The 16,082-nt window shown below is 60.9% G+C and carries 11 protein-coding genes and 2 pseudogenes; 5 read left to right on the top strand and 8 right to left on the bottom strand.

The window, feature by feature from the left end; all coding sequences use genetic code 11:
- The first annotated feature begins 1 nt into the window (after position 1).
- A pseudogene (metR, locus tag ABV589_RS08930) lies at positions 2-894 on the top strand (transcriptional regulator MetR).
- Positions 895-1,111: 217 nt separating this feature from the next.
- On the opposite strand, the gene ABV589_RS08935 reads toward metR, so the two are convergent.
- The 5 genes from ABV589_RS08935 to ABV589_RS08955 form a co-directional block, all read right to left on the bottom strand.
- Entirely contained in the window at positions 1,112-1,609 is a 498-nt protein-coding gene (locus ABV589_RS08935) for a GNAT family N-acetyltransferase (protein ID WP_367085598.1), read from the bottom strand.
- 2 nt (positions 1,610-1,611) lie between these two features.
- Positions 1,612-2,250, bottom strand: coding sequence for a LysE family translocator (locus tag ABV589_RS08940; protein ID WP_367085599.1), 639 nt, complete (start codon positions 2,248-2,250; stop codon positions 1,612-1,614).
- Positions 2,251-2,274: 24 nt separating this feature from the next.
- Entirely contained in the window at positions 2,275-2,709 is a 435-nt protein-coding gene (locus ABV589_RS08945) for an NUDIX domain-containing protein (RefSeq protein WP_007968850.1), read from the bottom strand.
- Between the two features lie 76 nt (positions 2,710-2,785).
- Positions 2,786-4,111: an APC family permease gene (locus ABV589_RS08950; protein WP_367085600.1), complete on the bottom strand. Its 1,326-nt coding sequence runs from the start codon at positions 4,109-4,111 to the stop codon at positions 2,786-2,788.
- 207 nt (positions 4,112-4,318) lie between these two features.
- Complete coding sequence (locus ABV589_RS08955) at positions 4,319-5,140, bottom strand: carbon-nitrogen hydrolase family protein (protein ID WP_367085601.1); 822 nt, start codon at positions 5,138-5,140, stop codon at positions 4,319-4,321.
- Positions 5,141-5,264: 124 nt separating this feature from the next.
- Between ABV589_RS08955 and ABV589_RS08960 the strand changes: the two genes are divergently transcribed.
- Complete coding sequence (locus tag ABV589_RS08960; RefSeq protein WP_367085602.1) at positions 5,265-6,065, top strand: LuxR C-terminal-related transcriptional regulator; 801 nt, start codon at positions 5,265-5,267, stop codon at positions 6,063-6,065.
- 234 nt (positions 6,066-6,299) lie between these two features.
- Positions 6,300-7,919, top strand: a complete 1,620-nt coding sequence (locus ABV589_RS08965) for an FMN-binding glutamate synthase family protein (protein ID WP_367085603.1) — start codon at positions 6,300-6,302, stop codon at positions 7,917-7,919.
- Between the two features lie 36 nt (positions 7,920-7,955).
- On the opposite strand, the gene ABV589_RS08970 is transcribed toward ABV589_RS08965, so the two are convergent.
- The 3 genes from ABV589_RS08970 to ABV589_RS08980 all read right to left on the bottom strand — a co-directional run bounded on the left by ABV589_RS08970 (position 7,956) and on the right by ABV589_RS08980 (position 11,542).
- A complete protein-coding gene (locus tag ABV589_RS08970) occupies positions 7,956-8,318 on the bottom strand; it encodes a GtrA family protein (protein ID WP_367085604.1) in 363 nt (120 codons plus the stop codon).
- Positions 8,319-8,432: 114 nt separating this feature from the next.
- Positions 8,433-9,920 carry a glucosyltransferase domain-containing protein gene (locus ABV589_RS08975; RefSeq protein WP_367085605.1) on the bottom strand — a complete coding sequence of 496 codons (1,488 nt, stop codon included), beginning with the start codon at positions 9,918-9,920 and terminating at the stop codon, positions 8,433-8,435.
- Between the two features lie 203 nt (positions 9,921-10,123).
- A complete protein-coding gene (locus tag ABV589_RS08980; RefSeq protein ID WP_367085606.1) occupies positions 10,124-11,542 on the bottom strand; it encodes an amino acid permease in 1,419 nt (472 codons plus the stop codon).
- Between the two features lie 626 nt (positions 11,543-12,168).
- On the opposite strand from ABV589_RS08980, the gene ABV589_RS08985 reads away from it, so the two are divergent.
- Complete coding sequence (locus ABV589_RS08985) at positions 12,169-12,627, top strand: transposase (RefSeq protein ID WP_007964493.1); 459 nt, start codon at positions 12,169-12,171, stop codon at positions 12,625-12,627.
- A 266-nt stretch (positions 12,628-12,893) separates the two neighbouring features.
- A pseudogene (locus tag ABV589_RS08990) lies at positions 12,894-16,006 on the top strand (transglycosylase domain-containing protein).
- The last annotated feature ends 76 nt before the right edge of the window (positions 16,007-16,082 follow it).

Here is a 16,082-nt window from a genome sequence, read left to right on the forward strand (position 1 = left end):
AGTGCTTGAAATCCGTCATCTGAAAACAGCCTGGTCGACGCCGCCGACCGTCTGCACCTGACCCAATCGGCGCTGTCGCACCAGTTCAAGGAACTGGAGGAACGCCTGGGCATGCCGTTGTTCGTGCGCAAGACCAAACCGGTGCGTTTCACCAGCGCCGGCCTGCGCCTGCTGCAACTGGCTGACGCGACCCTGCCGCTGCTGCGCGCCGCCGAGCGCGACATCAGTCGTCTGGCCGGCGGCACCGCCGGGCGCCTGCACATGGCAATCGAATGCCACAGCTGTTTCCAGTGGCTGATGCCGACCATCGACCAGTTTCGCGACGCCTGGCCGGAGGTCGAACTCGATCTGGCCTCGGGTTTCGCCTTCGCCCCGTTGCCGGCACTGGCCCGCGGCGATCTGGACCTGGTGGTGACCTCCGATCCGCTGGACATCGCCGGCATCACCTACGTGCCGCTGTTCACCTACGAAGCGATGCTCGCGGTGGCCAACCAGCACCCGCTGGCGAGCAAACCGTACATCGTCCCCGAAGACCTGCTGACTGAAACCCTGATCACCTACCCGGTAGAACGCGATCGGCTGGACATCTTCACCCGCTTCCTCGAACCGGCCGACATCGAACCGGCGCAAGTGCGCACCTCGGAGCTGTCGGTGATGATGATGCAACTGGTCGCCAGCGGTCGTGGCGTCTGCGGCATGCCGCACTGGGCACTGCATGAATACAGCTCGCGCGGCTACGTGAAGGCCAAGCGCCTGGGCGAGAAAGGTCTGTTTGCCACGCTGTACGCGGCGATCCGCGCCGACATGCTCGATGCGCCGTACATGCGCGATTTCCTGCTGACGGCCAAGGACACTTCGTTCTCGACGCTGGATGGTGTCAGTGCGGTGCGCTGACACCAAGGTGCCTCATGACTGACGGTAAACCGAGAACATTTGCGAGACAAAAAGATTCATTGTGGTGAGGGGATTTATCCCCGATGGGCTGCGCAGCAGCCCTGAGACCTGTGCACTCGGTGTTTCAGATAGCCCGCGTTTGTAGGATTTGGGGCTGCTTCGCCGCCCATCGGGGATAAATCCCCTCGCCACAAAAACCTCGCACTTAGGGGGACGATCAGAGTTCACGCCACATGTGGATCTTGTCGAAGTAGTCTTCGCCAACCCGCACCGCCAGCGGCTCCAGACCGAACTGGATGAAGCCGCAGCGCTGGTACAGGTTGAACGCGGCGTCGTTGCCGGCGGTGACGGTCAGCTGGATCAGTTTCAGCGCCGGATGGCTTTGGGCTTCGGCGATGGTCGCCTCGACCAGTTTCTGCCCCAGACCGTGCTGGCGAAAGTCGGCTGAAACGTACATCCCGAACAAGGTCGATTTGTGCCGGGCCTTTTCACGCGGTTCCAAGGCCAGGCCGACGATACCGGCGAGTGCACCGTTCTCGAATGCGCCAAGTACCACGTCGAGCTTGCTGGTCAGCCGCGCTTCCCACCAGCTCAGCGGCATCACCGCGCGCTCACGCACGCTGGAGGTGAAGGCCTGCGGATGGCGATCGTAGGCTTCGAGCATCAGCTCGCGGTAAGCCAGCGCATGACTGGCGTCGAGGCGTTCGATCCACATGCTCAGGCCGTCCTGCGCTGTTCAAGCATCAGCCGTACCGCCAGACCGGCGAGTACAAAGCCCATGAAATAACGCTGCGCCGCCAGCCAGGTCGGGTTGCTGACGAACCACGAGGCAATGCCCGCCGCGAACAGTGCGATCAGCAGATTGACGCTGAAACTGACGCTGATCTGGGTCAGGCCAAGAATGATGCTTTGAGTAAACACCGAACCGTGTTCAGGCGTGATGAACTGCGGAAACACCGAGAGGTAGAACACGGCGATTTTCGGGTTCAGCGCGCTGGTGAGAAAGCCCATGCTGATCAGTTTGCGCGACGAGTCCGGCGGCAGTTGCTGCGCTTCGAACGGTGAGCGCGCACCGGGTTTGACCGCTTGCCAGGCCAACCACAGCAGATACAGTGCACCGGCCCATTTCAGCACTTCATAAGCCATCGGCACCGCCAGAAACACCGCGGTCAAACCGGCAGCCGCGGCAAACATGTGCACGAAGAATCCCGCCACCACACCGAGCAACGAGGTGACCCCGGCCTTGCGTCCCTGACAGATCGAACGCGAGATCAGGTAAATCATGTTCGGCCCTGGCGTCAGGACCATCAACAGCGCGGCGGCGGCGAAGATCAGCAGGTCGTGGAGCGGGATCATGGTGAGCGTCCTGTGCGTGGATGATCAGGCAATCGCCGTCAGCGAGTTGCGATAAAACGGCAGGATCAGGTCGCGTGTCAATGGCGCCAGAACGACAGCGGGATCAGTAGCGGGATCGATCCAGAGCACTTCCTCGATTTCGGCAGCGGGCATCACATCGGCGTCGATGGTCAGCTGAAATATCTGCGCTTGCACCACAAACCCCGGCTCGTTCGCGGCCGGCGCCGAAAACTGGCCGAGAAAAGCGGCCTGCGCCGGATCGATCTGCAAGCCCAGCTCTTCCTCCAGCTCACGGGCCAGCGCGTGCACCGGCAATTCATGCGCTTCGATCTTGCCACCCGGCTGCATGAACGCCGTGGTGCCGCGCTTGCGCACCAGCAGGGTCCGGCCTTCGGGGTTGAGCAACAGTGCGGCGGCAATACGGATGAGACCGGAAGGTGGAGCGGAAAAAGTCGACATGTCAGACAAAGCCTTTGGTGCAAAAACGGCAAGCATCACATGCTTGCCGTTGCGCAGCAAAGCCGCTGCCGAGATCTTACGTGGCTTCCTGGAAATCCATCTCCGGTGGCTGACGACGAAAGCCGCCCGTGAGCACCGCCAGATACACCACGCCAATCGCCAGCCAGCTCAGGCCCAGATACACCGCCAGGTGATCGAGGCTGACCATCAGCCACAAGTCCGCGACCAGCCCGATGAGCGGGAAGATCAGGAACAGCACCAGCTCACGCGGGCCTTTTTTCTCGCCGCCGATCCAGTAGTGAAAAATCACCGACAGGTTGACCAGACTGAACGCCAGGAACGCGCCGAAGTTGATGAACGAAGTGGACGTGGTCACGTCGAGTTTCAGCGCCAGCAACGCCACCGCTGCACACAGCAGAATGCTGTTGACCGGTGTGCCGAAGCGCGCATGCAAGGTGCCGAAAAACGACTTGGGCAACACGCCGTCGCGGCCCATGGCAAACAGCAGGCGCGAACCACTGGCCTGAGCGGACAGCCCCGAGGCGAACTGGCCGACGATCAAGCCAATGAGGAAGATCGAGACGAACAGATCGCCGCCGATGTTGCGCGCAATTTCATAGGCCGCCGAGTCGACGCTGTCGAACTGGATCGACGGGTGGGCGATCTGCACGAAGTACGACACGCCGACGAAGATCAGCCCGCCAATCAGCGTAATCAACATGATCGCCCGTGGAATGGTGCGGCGTGGGTCGCGGGTTTCTTCAGTCAGCGTGCTGACCGCATCGAAACCGAGGAACGAGTAGCAGGCGATGGCCGCGCCGCTCATGATCAGCGGCAGCTGCATGTCGCCGTTGAAGAACGGTTTGATCGACCACAGCGGCGTGCGCGCATCGCCACCAATGTAGTGCACGCACAGCGCGACGAAGGCGATCAGCACCAGAAATTGCACGAGCATCAGCAAGGCGTTGATGCCGTTGGCCAGTTTCAGGCCGATGATGTTGATCGCGCTGGTGATGCCGATGAACGCCAGTACCCAGATCCACTGCGGGATCGACGGGAACGCCGACGCCAGATACGCCGCGCCGATCAGCCAGATGGCCATCGGCAGAAACAGGTAATCGAGCAATACCGCCCAACCGGCGATGAAGCCGAGCTTGGGGCTGATCGCCTTGCGCACATAGCTGTAGGCGGAACCGGCGACCGGGAACGCAGCGGCCATGCGCCCGTAGCTCATGGCGGTGAAGAACATCGCCACCAGTGCCGCCAGATACGCGGCCGGGACCATGCCGGCGGTGGATTGCGCGAGGATGCCAAAGGTGCCGAGGACAATGATCGGCGTCATGTAGGCGATGCCGAACAGCACCACCGAGCCTAATGACAGGGTGCGTTGCAAACGAGCCATGAGCGACTTACTCCGAATTTTATTGGATTTATGGCAGAGCCGAGTTCGGCGAATGTTTCGGGTGTGGCTTTGTTTTTTTTTCGATCAAGCAGGTGTGTTGTCTGGACTGGCCTCTTCGCGAGCAAGCTCGCTCCCACAGTGACCCCCGCTCCCCTGTGGGAGCGAGCTTGCTCGCGAAGGCGTCAGCCCGACCGACACAGAACCGGATCAGCGCGCAGGAATCAGCAACTCACGCAATCCGCACGCGTGCTCCACCACCTCCCCCGGCAGCTTCAACCGCTGATCATCCAAATAGCGATAATCCTTGCGCGCAATCTCCAACCGGTCGAAATCCAGCTCGACGCTGAACTGCCCTTCTTCACGTCCAGCTTCGAACAGCAACGTCCCCAGCGGATCGACCAGCGCACTGCCGCCGGCAAACATCAAGCCGTCATCCCCGGCCTCGACGCGGTTGACCATCAACGCAAACGCCTGATTCTCCTGCGCCCGGGCCATGATCGCGGTGCGGTGGGTCGGGGCGTACGGGTCCATGTTGCCGTTGGTCACGATCAGCAACTCGGCGCCCAGTTGTGCCAGGGCGCGGGCGGATTCGGGGAACTCGATGTCGTAGCAGATCAGCAGGCCGACGCGTACGCCGTTCCATTCACAGGTGGCGTAACGATCGCCGGCCTCGAACACACCGCGATCCGACGCCCAGAGGTGGGTTTTGCGATATTTCAGCGCGATGCCTTCCGGGGTGATCAGCAGCGTGGTGTTGTAGAAGCGCCCGTTATCGTTCTCGGCCATGCCGATCACCACGGCGATGTTGCGCTCGCGGGCCGAAGTCTGCACGGCGCGGACGGTCGGGCCATCCAGCGGCTCGGCGATCTGCGCCACGGTGTCAGCGCTCGGGAAGCCCATCAGGTGGGTTTCCGGGAATACGATCAGTTGTGTGTCGGCGGCGCACGCGGCAATCGCCGTGAGAGCACGTTCGAGGTTGTACGCCGTGTCTTTGTCACGGCCCGCCAGTTGGGCGAGTTCGACTTTCATCGCGAGTCCTTGTGGTCATGGCCGGGCGCTGAAAGATTGCCCGGTGGCTGTCTGTGGGCCAGTATGCGCAGCAAGCAACCGGCCAGGGAATCACGCGGCCGGGGTAACCCGATAGGGGTAGTCCATGTCCGTTTCATTTGATGACATCACCTGGCACCGCGCCGTCGGGCAACTGATCGACGCGCTGGACAAGCCGAATTTCTGGGCGCAACTGGTGCGTCTGCTTGACCAGTACGTGGCATTCGATAGCTGGGTGGCGCTGCTGTTCAGTGCCGATCAGCACCCGCAGGTATTCGCCGAATGCCCCGGCGAAGACGGCAGTCCCGACCCGCTGTTTCAGGATTATCTGCGCGGGTTGTATCTGCTCGACCCGTTCTACATCGCCTGCCGCGAGCAGTCGCGCACCGGTTTATACCGCCTGTCCGAGGTGGCGCCGGAGCATTTCGAGCTGACCGAGTATTACCAGCGATACTTTCGTCTGAATGTGGTCGCCGACGAAATCCAGTTCAATTGCCAGCTCGAAGGTGAGCGCACGTTGTGCCTGTCGCTGGGCAGTGAAAAACGTTTCACTGGCGAACAGATCGCTTTGCTGTCTTTGATCCAGCCGTGGGTGCTGGGCTTGTTGCGTCAGCGCCTGCCGTACGAGATCAACCAGACCGTGGCCCTCGCTACCGCACCTGCACCGGCGGACTGGCGGGTGCAACTGGAAGCGTCGGTGCAACAACTCAAAGGCGCGCAACTGACCGCCCGGGAGCTGGATGTCGGGCGGTTGATGCTCAGCGGTTGCTCCAGTAAAGAAATCGCCCGTAAGCTGGAAATCTCCGTCGAAACCGTGAAAGTCCATAAGAAACACATGTACAGCAAGCTGGGGATCAAATCCCAGTCGGAGCTGTTTTCGATTTTTCTCCAGGCGCAGAACGCCTGAAAAAGCCTTGGTACGCAGGAGATCTCTGAAGCTTGGAATTCCCTGTGGCGAGGGAGCTTGCTCCCGATCGACTACGCAGCAGTCGCAAAACCTGGTCACGCGATGCAGCAGACAGACCGTGATGGCCAGGTTGGGGGCTGCTGCGCAACCCAGCGGGAGCAAGCTCCCTCGCCACAAGAGCAAGCCAGTCTGCGCGCCATGGGTAACCATTGAGTCCGAACCCAAGGAAACCGTATGAGCCTGTCACTCCTGAGCCGCTACGCCTTCTTTGCCGTCTGCGTGATTTTCACCCTCGCCAGCCTGCCCTTTCTCGAACACGACTGGCTGTGGCCGATCACCGCCGTCACCGGCGTGCTGAGCCTGCTCGGTCTGTTCGATCTGCTGCAGAGCCCGCACGCGGTGCGCCGCAACTACCCGATCCTGGGCAACATCCGTTATCTGGTCGAAGGCATACGCCCGGAGATCCGCCAGTACCTGCTGGAATCCGACAGCGACGCCCTGCCCTTCTCCCGTGCCCAGCGCTCGCTGGTGTATTCGCGGGCGAAAAATGAAAGCGCCGACAAGCCGTTCGGTACTTTGATCGATGTGTATCAATCAGGCTTTGAATTCATCGGCCACTCGATGCGCCCGGCGCCGTTGAGCGACCCGAGCAGTTTTCGCGTCACCGTCGGCGGCCCGCAGTGCACGCAGCCGTATTCGGCCTCGGTGTTCAACATTTCCGCGATGAGTTTCGGTTCGCTTAGCGCCAACGCGATCCGTGCGTTGAACCAGGGCGCCAAACTCGGCAACTTCGCCCACGACACCGGCGAAGGCAGCATCAGCCCGTATCACCGCGAACACGGCGGCGACCTGACCTGGGAACTGGGCAGCGGCTACTTTGGTTGCCGCACCAGCGACGGTCGATTCGACCCGGAACGCTTCGCCACCCAGGCGCAGAATCCGCAGGTGCGGATGATCGAAATCAAGATGAGCCAGGGCGCCAAACCCGGCCACGGCGGGATCCTGCCCAAGCACAAGGTCACCCAGGAAATCGCCGACACCCGCGGCATCATGATGGGCGAAGACTGCATCTCGCCGTCACGCCACAGCGCGTTCTCCACGCCGATCGAAATGATGCATTTCATCCAGCAACTGCGTGAACTGTCCGGCGGCAAACCGGTGGGTTTCAAGTTCTGCCTCGGGCATCCGTGGGAGTTCATGGGCATCGCCAAGGCCATGCTGGAAACCGGCATCCTGCCGGACTTCATCGTGGTCGACGGCAAGGAAGGCGGCACCGGCGCCGCGCCGGTCGAATTCACCGACCACATCGGCGTGCCGATGCGCGAGGGCTTGCTGTTTGTGCACAACACCCTGGTCGGCCTGAATCTGCGTGACAAGATCAAACTCGGCGCCAGCGGCAAGATCGTCAGCGCCTTCGACATCGCCAGCGTGCTGGCCATCGGCGCCGACTGGGCCAACTCCGCGCGCGGTTTCATGTTCGCCATCGGCTGCATCCAGTCGCAAAGCTGCCACACCAACAAATGCCCGACCGGCGTCGCCACCCAGGACGCCCTGCGCCAACGCGCCCTCGTCGTCCCGGACAAGGCCCAGCGCGTCTACAACTTCCACCGCAACACGCTCAAGGCACTGGCGGAAATGCTCGCCGCCGCAGGTCTTGAGCATCCGTCGCAACTGTCGGCCAAGCATCTGGTGCGACGCATGTCGGCTACCGAGATCAAATTGTTCTCGCAGCTGCATGTGTTTCTGAAACCGGGGGAATTGCTCACGGGTGAGGTGAATGGCGAGTTCTATTCGCGGATGTGGCAGATGGCGCGGGCGGACAGTTTTGAGCCGCAGGAAATAGCCGCAGCATGATGATCGATGCGCCAGTCTGATCGGCAGGCTGGCGCCTCAGCGTCGTTGCTGGCGAAACAGCACCAAGCGGAAAAAGCCATAACCCAACATCAGGTTCAGCGCGGTAAACACCGTCACCGTCAGCAGGCCATGCCAGCCACGCGCATCGGCAATCGAACCGATGCCGAAACTGGCTCCGCCCATCAGCCCGATAAACAGCAAATAGCCGAATACAGGCGTTTTACTGTCGAAGGTGTAGAGCATATTCACGTAAAACGAGAACGCCGCCGCCACGCAGAACGCGGCGAAGTTACTGGCTGCCTGGGTCAATCCGATGGCGCTGCACAGGACGAAAAAAATCTGCCAGTGGATCAGGGCATCGGCGATTCCAATCACTGTCAGCGCGGGAGATCCTTTCATTACCGTTCCTTGCCGTGGCTTCGTCCGGCCGAGTTTCGAAGCTAGGGCATGGCGCTTGAATGGTCTACTGTCAGAAATTACAGGTACAGGGTGGATTGCGACGGACGGTCGGCCTTACCACTGCAGCTTTCTGCCGTGAGGCGGCTCTTTCATGACGATGAAACCGTAATCGCCAATCAGGTAAATCCGGTAATACAGGCTGTCCACCAGCGCTGGAAAACCCTGATAGCCAACGCGGGTGGCGTTGCGCCGTTCGCGTTCGGCGACCACGTTGGTGATGCCCGCTGACGGCAGGCTTTCCGCGAGGATGAAGTAGTCGACGTTGAGCAAATAGTGCAGCACCGGCAGCCGTTTGAATGAACCGGTCGCACTGGCCAGCCAGCGATCGGAGTAGCTCACCGAGAGGTAAATCCGCTTGGCTTCACGCAGCTCGCGATGGGCGGCGATGTCGTGGCTCAGGCTGTACAGCGCACTGGTGGAGAAGGTTTTCTGCAGGCTCAGCACCCGGCCATAGGCGAAGGACAGCGAGAGTGTCGCCAGCAGCGGGATGATCAGCAGCAACGGCAAGCGACGGTGTCCGGATGCCAGCCCAATGTGCGCCAGATAGAACAATCCCGACAGCAACACGCCGAACCCCATCAGGGTGCGCGCGCCCTCATTGAAATCCCGAAACAGCAGGGTGATCCCCGGCACCAGCAAGGCCAGAACGGGCAGCGTCAGCAAGCACAGCAGCAGGGTTGGCCACCGGTGCTGTCGGTACTGAACCAGTCGCACAATGCCGGCGATCGCACCCAACACCAGTGCCGCGAAAACCCACGAGTAGCCGCCGTGAAACAGCAGTGCGACGTTTTGCAGAACCCGCGTGAAATTGATGCCGATCTGCAACAGCGGGTTGGTGTCCAGATTCAACAGATCCGTTTTTCGCAACGTCTCCATGAACGGGTAAGCCGTGACGCTGTAGATCAGGATCCCAAGGCCTGCCTGTGCGAGCTTCCAGCCCACCATCCGCAGGATCTCCGGCCACGGCATTTGCCGCTGAACAGCCCTGATCAACTCGACACAACACAGACCGAGAAACACATTAAAGCTGATCTGATACAGCCCGATCGCCAATCCCAGCAACGCCGCCGGCACCAGCCAGCGCTGCACCCGCGATGCACCTTCGAACGTGATGGCGCAGATCACCGCGACCATGCTCAGGGCCATGATCGGGCCGTCGTATTGGTAGGACAGGTTCTGCAACAGGAACGGGTTGTACCAGAGCGGCAACGCAACGAGACAAGAGGCCAGCGTCGGTTCAGTGAAGTAGTGAAACGTCAGGCGGGTCAGCGCCAGGCTCATCGCAACCGAGGCGAGCAACAGCGGCAAGGGGAAGATGTTCGGTGCAGCATCGGTAAAGGTCAGCGCCTGAAAAAACCAGTCGGCAAACAACCGCCCCTGCCCGGACCAGGCATTGCCGGCGGCCAGTGAGCGCCAGTTGTCATCGATGTAGGGGAAGTCGGCGAGGATCAGGGGCAGGACGTACAACGAGGTGGCAAGCAGGAAGAACAGCGCGACCTGACGCTGACTGAGTTCTCGATCGAGAAAAGCGCTCGTCCTCATGTTCGCGCCTCGGTTCAATGCTGCGCGGAATGTGAATCTGATAGAAATGTGAGCGTTTTCAGGTGAGTTGGATCGTTCTTTCAGACCAGCGGTAAAACGTCAAAAGATCGCAGCCTGCGGCAGCTCCTGCAGGGTGAATAAATATCCCGTGTAGGAGCTGCCGCAGGCTGCGATCTTTTGCTTTTACTATCGAGCGTTACCGCTTACGAAACCGAACGCACCGCGCCCTGCGTTTCACCGGTCGGCTGCAACTTGAACACGTAGAACAACACCGTCAGCAGCACCAGGAACACCGGCCCCACATACAACGCCACGCGGGTGTCCGGGAAGTACGCCATCAGGCCGACCACCAGCACCAGGAAGGCCAGCGCGCAGTACGAACTGACCGGGTACAGCCACATCTTGTATTTCAGCCCGGCACGTTCGCTGGCGCTCAGGCCTTTGCGGAATTTCAGTTGCGCCAGCAGGATCATCACCCAGGTCCAGATCGCGCCGAAGGTGGCGATCGACGTCACCCAGACGAAGACCTTCTCCGGCACCAGGTAGTTGAGCAGCACGCCGATCAGCAGCGCGAAAATCGACAACAGCAGCGCACGACGTGGCACGCCATTGGAGGTCTTGGCGAAACCGGCCGGGGCCTGGCCGTTCTGCGCCAGGCTGTAGAGCATGCGCCCGGTGCTGAAGATGCCACCGTTGCACGACGACAGCGCTGCAGTGATCACCACGAAGTTGATGATGCCGGCGGCGGTCTTGATGCCCAGACGCTCGAACGTCATCACGAACGGGCTGCCCTGGGTGCCGATTTCGTTCCACGGGTAGATCGACAGGATCACGAACAGCGCGCCGACGTAGAACAGCAGAATCCGCCAGAACACCGAGCCGATCGCATTCGGGATGGTTTTCTGCGGGTTGCGCGCTTCACCGGCGGTCAGGCCGATCATCTCGACACCGAGGTAGGCGAACATGACCATTTGCAGGGACATCAGCACACCGGTCACGCCGTTGGGCATGAAGCCGCCGTGGGCCCACAGGTTGGAAATCCCCAGCGCCACGCCGTCGTTGCCGAAACCGAAGGCAATGATGCCGACGCCGCCGATGACCATGGCGATGATGGTGACGATCTTGATCAGGGCAAACCAGAACTCGAATTCACCGAAGGCTTTTACCGCGATCAGGTTGATCGAGCCCATGCTGACCAACGCCGCGAGGGCCCAGATCCAGCGCGGCACATCGGGGAACCAGATGCCCATGTACACGGCGACGGCGGTGATTTCCGCGACGCAGGTCACCAGCCACAGGAACCAGTAGTTCCAGCCGGTGAGAAAACCCGCCAGCGGACCGAGATAATCCTGGGCATAGCGGCTGAACGAGCCGGCCACCGGATTGTGCACGGCCATTTCACCGAGGGCGCGCATGATCACCAGGATCGCCAGGCCACCGAGAATGTACGACAGCATGATCGCCGGACCGGCCATTTCAATGGCCTTGGCCGAACCCAGGAACAGGCCGACACCGATACAGGCGCCGAGCGCCATCAGGCGGATATGCCGTTCACCGAGTTCGCGTTTGAGCGGGCCGCCGTGAGCGGTCTCGCCATGGGGCAGGTGATTGCCGACTGGCATAGGGATACAACCTCGTCTTGTTATTGGATATGACCACCGAGTGGCGAAGCGTCGACCGATAGGCCCTGGCTTGCCGAAACCGCGCCGGCCTCGTGGGCAAACGCGCCTTGCAGGTCCCGACCTGCAAGATCAGCGGGGCGTGCAGTATAAAAAGCTTGTGACAGGGCTTTTCACTCTATAAACCACAACATTCAGCGGGAACTCTCGGCAGAAAGCCGGTTTACGGAGAGGCATTAACTGCTTTACGTAGGAATAGTCGCCACCAAAAAGGCCGCCGAGTATTGCACAGCATGGGTGCATCGTCATGTACCTGCGTTGGTGGTATCGCGTGGGTGATGGCTCTAGCACAGCGGTTTCGATCAATTTGACTGTCAAATTCCCTGTGGCGAGGGAGCTTGCTCCCGCTGGGTTGCGCAGCAGCCCTGATCCCTGCAATCGCGATCTGCCTGAAACACCGTGTGCACAGGTTTTACGGCTGCTTCGCAGCCGAGCGGGAGCAAGCTCCTTCGCCACAGAGGAGGCGACACCTGGAAATTTTCGGAAATTTCGTACAGTCATCGCAGACCCAATTCTTGAATGCTGCGACTAGCGTGGATAAGGATTGAACTCGCGAAGGACGCAACGGAATGCGTAAACATCTACATTCACACAGGCTACGCCGAGGGCGCTATTCGGAATCGGGACGTGCCTATCTGATAACTGCAGTGGTGTATCAGCGCCGCAGGATATTCAGCGATTGGCAGGTGGGTCGTTTATTGGTAGCGGAACTCCGGCGAGCTCATGACCAGCGATGGGTCGATTCGATAGCCTGGGTGGTGATGCCTGACCACTTCCATTGGTTGGTCCAGCTGGAAGAAATGCATATTGAACGTCTGATGCAAGCGGTGAAATCCCGCAGCACTTTGTCGATTAATCGCGCCCTGAACCGAAAAGGCGCGTTCTGGCAAACCGGCTATCACGACCGCGCCATCCGTGATGGCGAAGACTTGAAACCCTTCGCCCGTTACATCATCGCCAATCCGCTACGGGCAGGATTGGTGAAGCGGATTGGCGACTACCCACTCTGGGATGCCTGCTGGCTCTAAAGCACCTACTCCCCCTGTGGCGAGGGAGCTTGCTCCCGCTCGGCGGCGAAGCCGTCGTTATACTCGCGCACGCGGTGTTTCAGAAAGATCGCGATCAGAGGGATTGGGGCTGCTACGCAACCCAGCGGGAGCAAGCTCCCTCGCCACAGGTGCAGTTTTCTTCAGAAACCAACCCACTCAAACCCCGCACTTTTTTTTCCCCATCACCAACCACCGTCTAAGCTTCAGTCAAGTCCGATCAATCTGCGTGAATGGATCAATCGACTATGGGCGCTTTGTGGCAAACCGATTCGAGTAAAGCCGTGGTTCCGACTGAACGTGTGGATGAAGCGCCTGTCCCCCCCAAAAACGCCGCAACCGGCATGGCTGGAAGGCGTTCTGGTTATTGCTGCTGATTATTGCCATCGTGGTGGGTCTGGCCGCGAGCAAGGAGATGCGCACCTCGCGTTTCCAGTCCCGGGAGTTGAGCCAGTACGCCGCCTCGCTCAAATATCAGTTGGAACCCGGCCCCAGCGAAGCGATCCGCTATCCGGGCAACGGGCCGTTCGATCTGCGTCTGGGCTACAGCTCCCTCGATGAATTCCTGCCACGCCTGCTCAAGCGCGACTACGTGATCACCGAGCAGACGCGTTTTTCCCCGGCGCTGCTCAGCTATACCGACAAAGGCCTGTTCGTGCCTTATTCGGAAAAGATCCAGGCCGGGTTGTCGATCACCGACTGCCGCGCCGCGCCGCTGTATCAGTACAAGTATCCACAACAGCTGTATTCGAGTTTCGCGGCGATTCCGCCGGTAGTGGTCAGCAGTCTGCTGTTCATCGAAAACCGTTTTCTGCTCGACCCCAAACAACCGCTGGCCAACCCGGCGGTGGACTGGCCGCGCTTCGGCATGGCCGCGTGGTCGCAGGTGGCGAAACTGCTGCACCTGCCGGGGCAATCGGCGGGCGGCAGCACCCTGGCAACGCAACTGGAGAAATACCGGCACTCGCCTGATGGCCTGACCGTGTCTGGCGCCGAGAAGATCCGCCAGATGCTGTCCGCCAGCGTGCGCGCCTATCAGCCCGGCCCGCAAACCCTCGGCGCGCGGCAGAACATCATCCGTGACTACCTCAACAGCGTGCCGCTTTCCGCTGTGCCGGGGCACGGTGAAGTGCATGGCATGGCCGAAGGTTTGCGGGTCTGGTACGGCAGCGATTTCAACAAGGCCAACGAACAGCTCAACAGCCCGGCCACCGACCCGAAAACCATGGCCGACAAAGGCCTGGCCCTGCGTGAAATGCTCTCGCTGATGATCGCCCAGCGCCGCCCTTCGCATTACCTGACCAAAGGCCGCGAAGAACTCGCCGACCTCACCGACAGCCACTTGCGCCTGCTCAAACAAAACGGCGTGATCGACAGCGCGCTGGCCGATGCCGCGCTGGCGAGCAAGGTCACCTACCGCGACTGGCAAACCCAGCCGACGATTCAGCCGATCGAAACCAACAAGGGCATCAGCGTCGCCCGCAGCCGTCTGGCGAGTATGCTCAACCGTCCGCTGTACGACCTTGATCGCCTCGACCTCTCAGCCACCAGCACCTTGCAGGGCGACCTGCAAACCCAGGCCACCGAGTACCTGAAAAAACTCGCCGATCCCGCGTTTGCCGGGCAGATCGGCCTGATCGGCGAACGCCTGCTCACCCCTACCAGCACCACCCAGGTGCGCTACAGCTTCACCCTGTTCGAACTGACCCCGGACGGCTCGCGGGTGCGCGTGCAGACCGACAGCACCGACCAGCCGTTCGACATCAACGAGGGCAGCAAGCTGGAGCTCGGCTCGACGGCGAAGATGCGCGTGCTCACCACTTACCTGCAGATCATCTCCGAACTGCACGACAAGTACGGCGCCATGAGCGTGCCGGAATTGAAGAAAGTCGAAGTGCCGGATCAGGACCGCCTCAGCCAGTGGGTGATCGACTACCTGATCCAGAACAAAGACCACGATCTGTCGAAAATGCTCGGCGCCGCGCTCGACCGTAAATATTCGGCCAGCCCCGGCGAGGCGTTTTTCACCGGTGGCGGCCTGCACGTGTTCCACAACTTTCGCAAGGAAGACAACGGCCGCATGCCGACCCTGCGCGATGCCCTGCGCGAGTCGATCAACCTGCCGTTCATTCGCCTGATGCGCGATGTGGTGCGCTACGTCACCTACTCCGGCCCCAACAGCAGCGCCGAGTTGCTCAAGGACGACCGCGACCCTCGGCGTCAGGAATACCTGGCCAGTTTTGCTGACCGCGAAGGCACTTCGTTCCTGCTCAAGTTCTGGAAGAAGTACAAGAGCAAGGACACCCAGGCGCGCCTCGACACTTTCCTCGACAGCATGCGCCCGACCCCGATCCGCATGGCCGCTGTACACCGCTACCTGCTGCCCAATGCCAGTCAGGAAGATTTCAACAGCTTCGTGCGTGCCCACCTCAAAGGCGCCAAGCTCACCGAAAAACTCACCGACGATCGCTTGATCCGGTTGTATGACGCCTACGGCCCGGGCACCTATGACCTGCCGGATCAGGGCTTCATTGCCAAGGTCCACCCGCTGGACCTGTGGTTGATGGGTTACCTGCTGCACAACCCGGACGCCACTTTCAGCCAGGTGGTCAAGGCCAGTCAGTTCGAGCGTCAGGAGGTCTATAGCTGGCTGTTCAAGAGCAAGCACAAGGGCGCTCGTGACAGCCGCATCCGCACCATGCTCGAGATCGAAGCGTTCCTGGAAATCCACCAGCGCTGGCAGAAAGTCGGCTATCCGTTCGACCATCTGGTGCCGTCGCTGGCCACCGCCATCGGCAGTTCCGGCGATCGCCCTGCCGCGCTGGCGGAGCTGATCGGCACCATCCTCAACGACGGCGTGCGCATGCCCACGCTGCGCATCGACAGCCTGCACTTTGCCGCGGGTACACCCTATGAAACGCGCTTGACCAACGACCCACATGTGGGCAAACGGGTGATGCCATCGGAGGTCGCCACGGCGATGCGCGAGGCCCTTTCGCAAGTGGTGGACTCGGGTACGGCGAAACGAGTTTCCGGCAGTTTCAAAACCGCCGACGGTACCCCGCTGGTGATGGGCGGCAAGACCGGCACCGGCGACAACCGCATCGAAGCCATCGGCTCCGGCGGGCGGATCCTCAGTTCGAAGTCAATCAACCGTACCGCGACCTTCGTGTTCTACATCGGCAACAACCACTTCGGCACGCTCACCGCGTTCGTCCCCGGGCGCTCGGCGGAGAACTTCAAGTTCACCTCGGCGCTGCCGGTGCAGGTGCTCAAGGGCATGGCACCGATCCTCTCGCCATACCTGCAACCGGGCACGCATACGATGTGCCAGGCACCGGAGGTCACCGCCGCCCGCTAAGCACGAAAGCCCGGTGACGGGGTGGTAACAGGGTATTTTTCGCTCCGTGTTTTTCGAAGGCTCCGTGCGCAACCCC

It is taken from the genome of Pseudomonas sp. HOU2 (genome assembly GCF_040729435.1).
GTDB lineage: Bacteria > Pseudomonadota > Gammaproteobacteria > Pseudomonadales > Pseudomonadaceae > Aquipseudomonas.

Excerpts from the sequence above, each read along its gene's own strand:
- ABV589_RS08935 (WP_367085598.1), bottom strand. The coding sequence starts at position 1,609 with ATGTGGATCGAACGCCTCGACGCCAGTCATGCGCTGGCTTACCGCGAG.
- ABV589_RS08940 (WP_367085599.1), bottom strand. The coding sequence starts at position 2,250 with ATGATCCCGCTCCACGACCTGCTGATCTTCGCCGCCGCCGCGCTGTTG.
- ABV589_RS08945 (WP_007968850.1), bottom strand. The coding sequence starts at position 2,709 with ATGTCGACTTTTTCCGCTCCACCTTCCGGTCTCATCCGTATTGCCGCC.
- ABV589_RS08950 (WP_367085600.1), bottom strand. The coding sequence starts at position 4,111 with ATGGCTCGTTTGCAACGCACCCTGTCATTAGGCTCGGTGGTGCTGTTC.
- ABV589_RS08955 (WP_367085601.1), bottom strand. The coding sequence starts at position 5,140 with ATGAAAGTCGAACTCGCCCAACTGGCGGGCCGTGACAAAGACACGGCG.
- ABV589_RS08960 (WP_367085602.1), top strand. The coding sequence starts at position 5,265 with ATGTCCGTTTCATTTGATGACATCACCTGGCACCGCGCCGTCGGGCAA.
- ABV589_RS08965 (WP_367085603.1), top strand. The coding sequence starts at position 6,300 with ATGAGCCTGTCACTCCTGAGCCGCTACGCCTTCTTTGCCGTCTGCGTG.
- ABV589_RS08970 (WP_367085604.1), bottom strand. The coding sequence starts at position 8,318 with ATGAAAGGATCTCCCGCGCTGACAGTGATTGGAATCGCCGATGCCCTG.
- ABV589_RS08975 (WP_367085605.1), bottom strand. The coding sequence starts at position 9,920 with ATGAGGACGAGCGCTTTTCTCGATCGAGAACTCAGTCAGCGTCAGGTC.
- ABV589_RS08980 (WP_367085606.1), bottom strand. The coding sequence starts at position 11,542 with ATGCCAGTCGGCAATCACCTGCCCCATGGCGAGACCGCTCACGGCGGC.
- ABV589_RS08985 (WP_007964493.1), top strand. The coding sequence starts at position 12,169 with ATGCGTAAACATCTACATTCACACAGGCTACGCCGAGGGCGCTATTCG.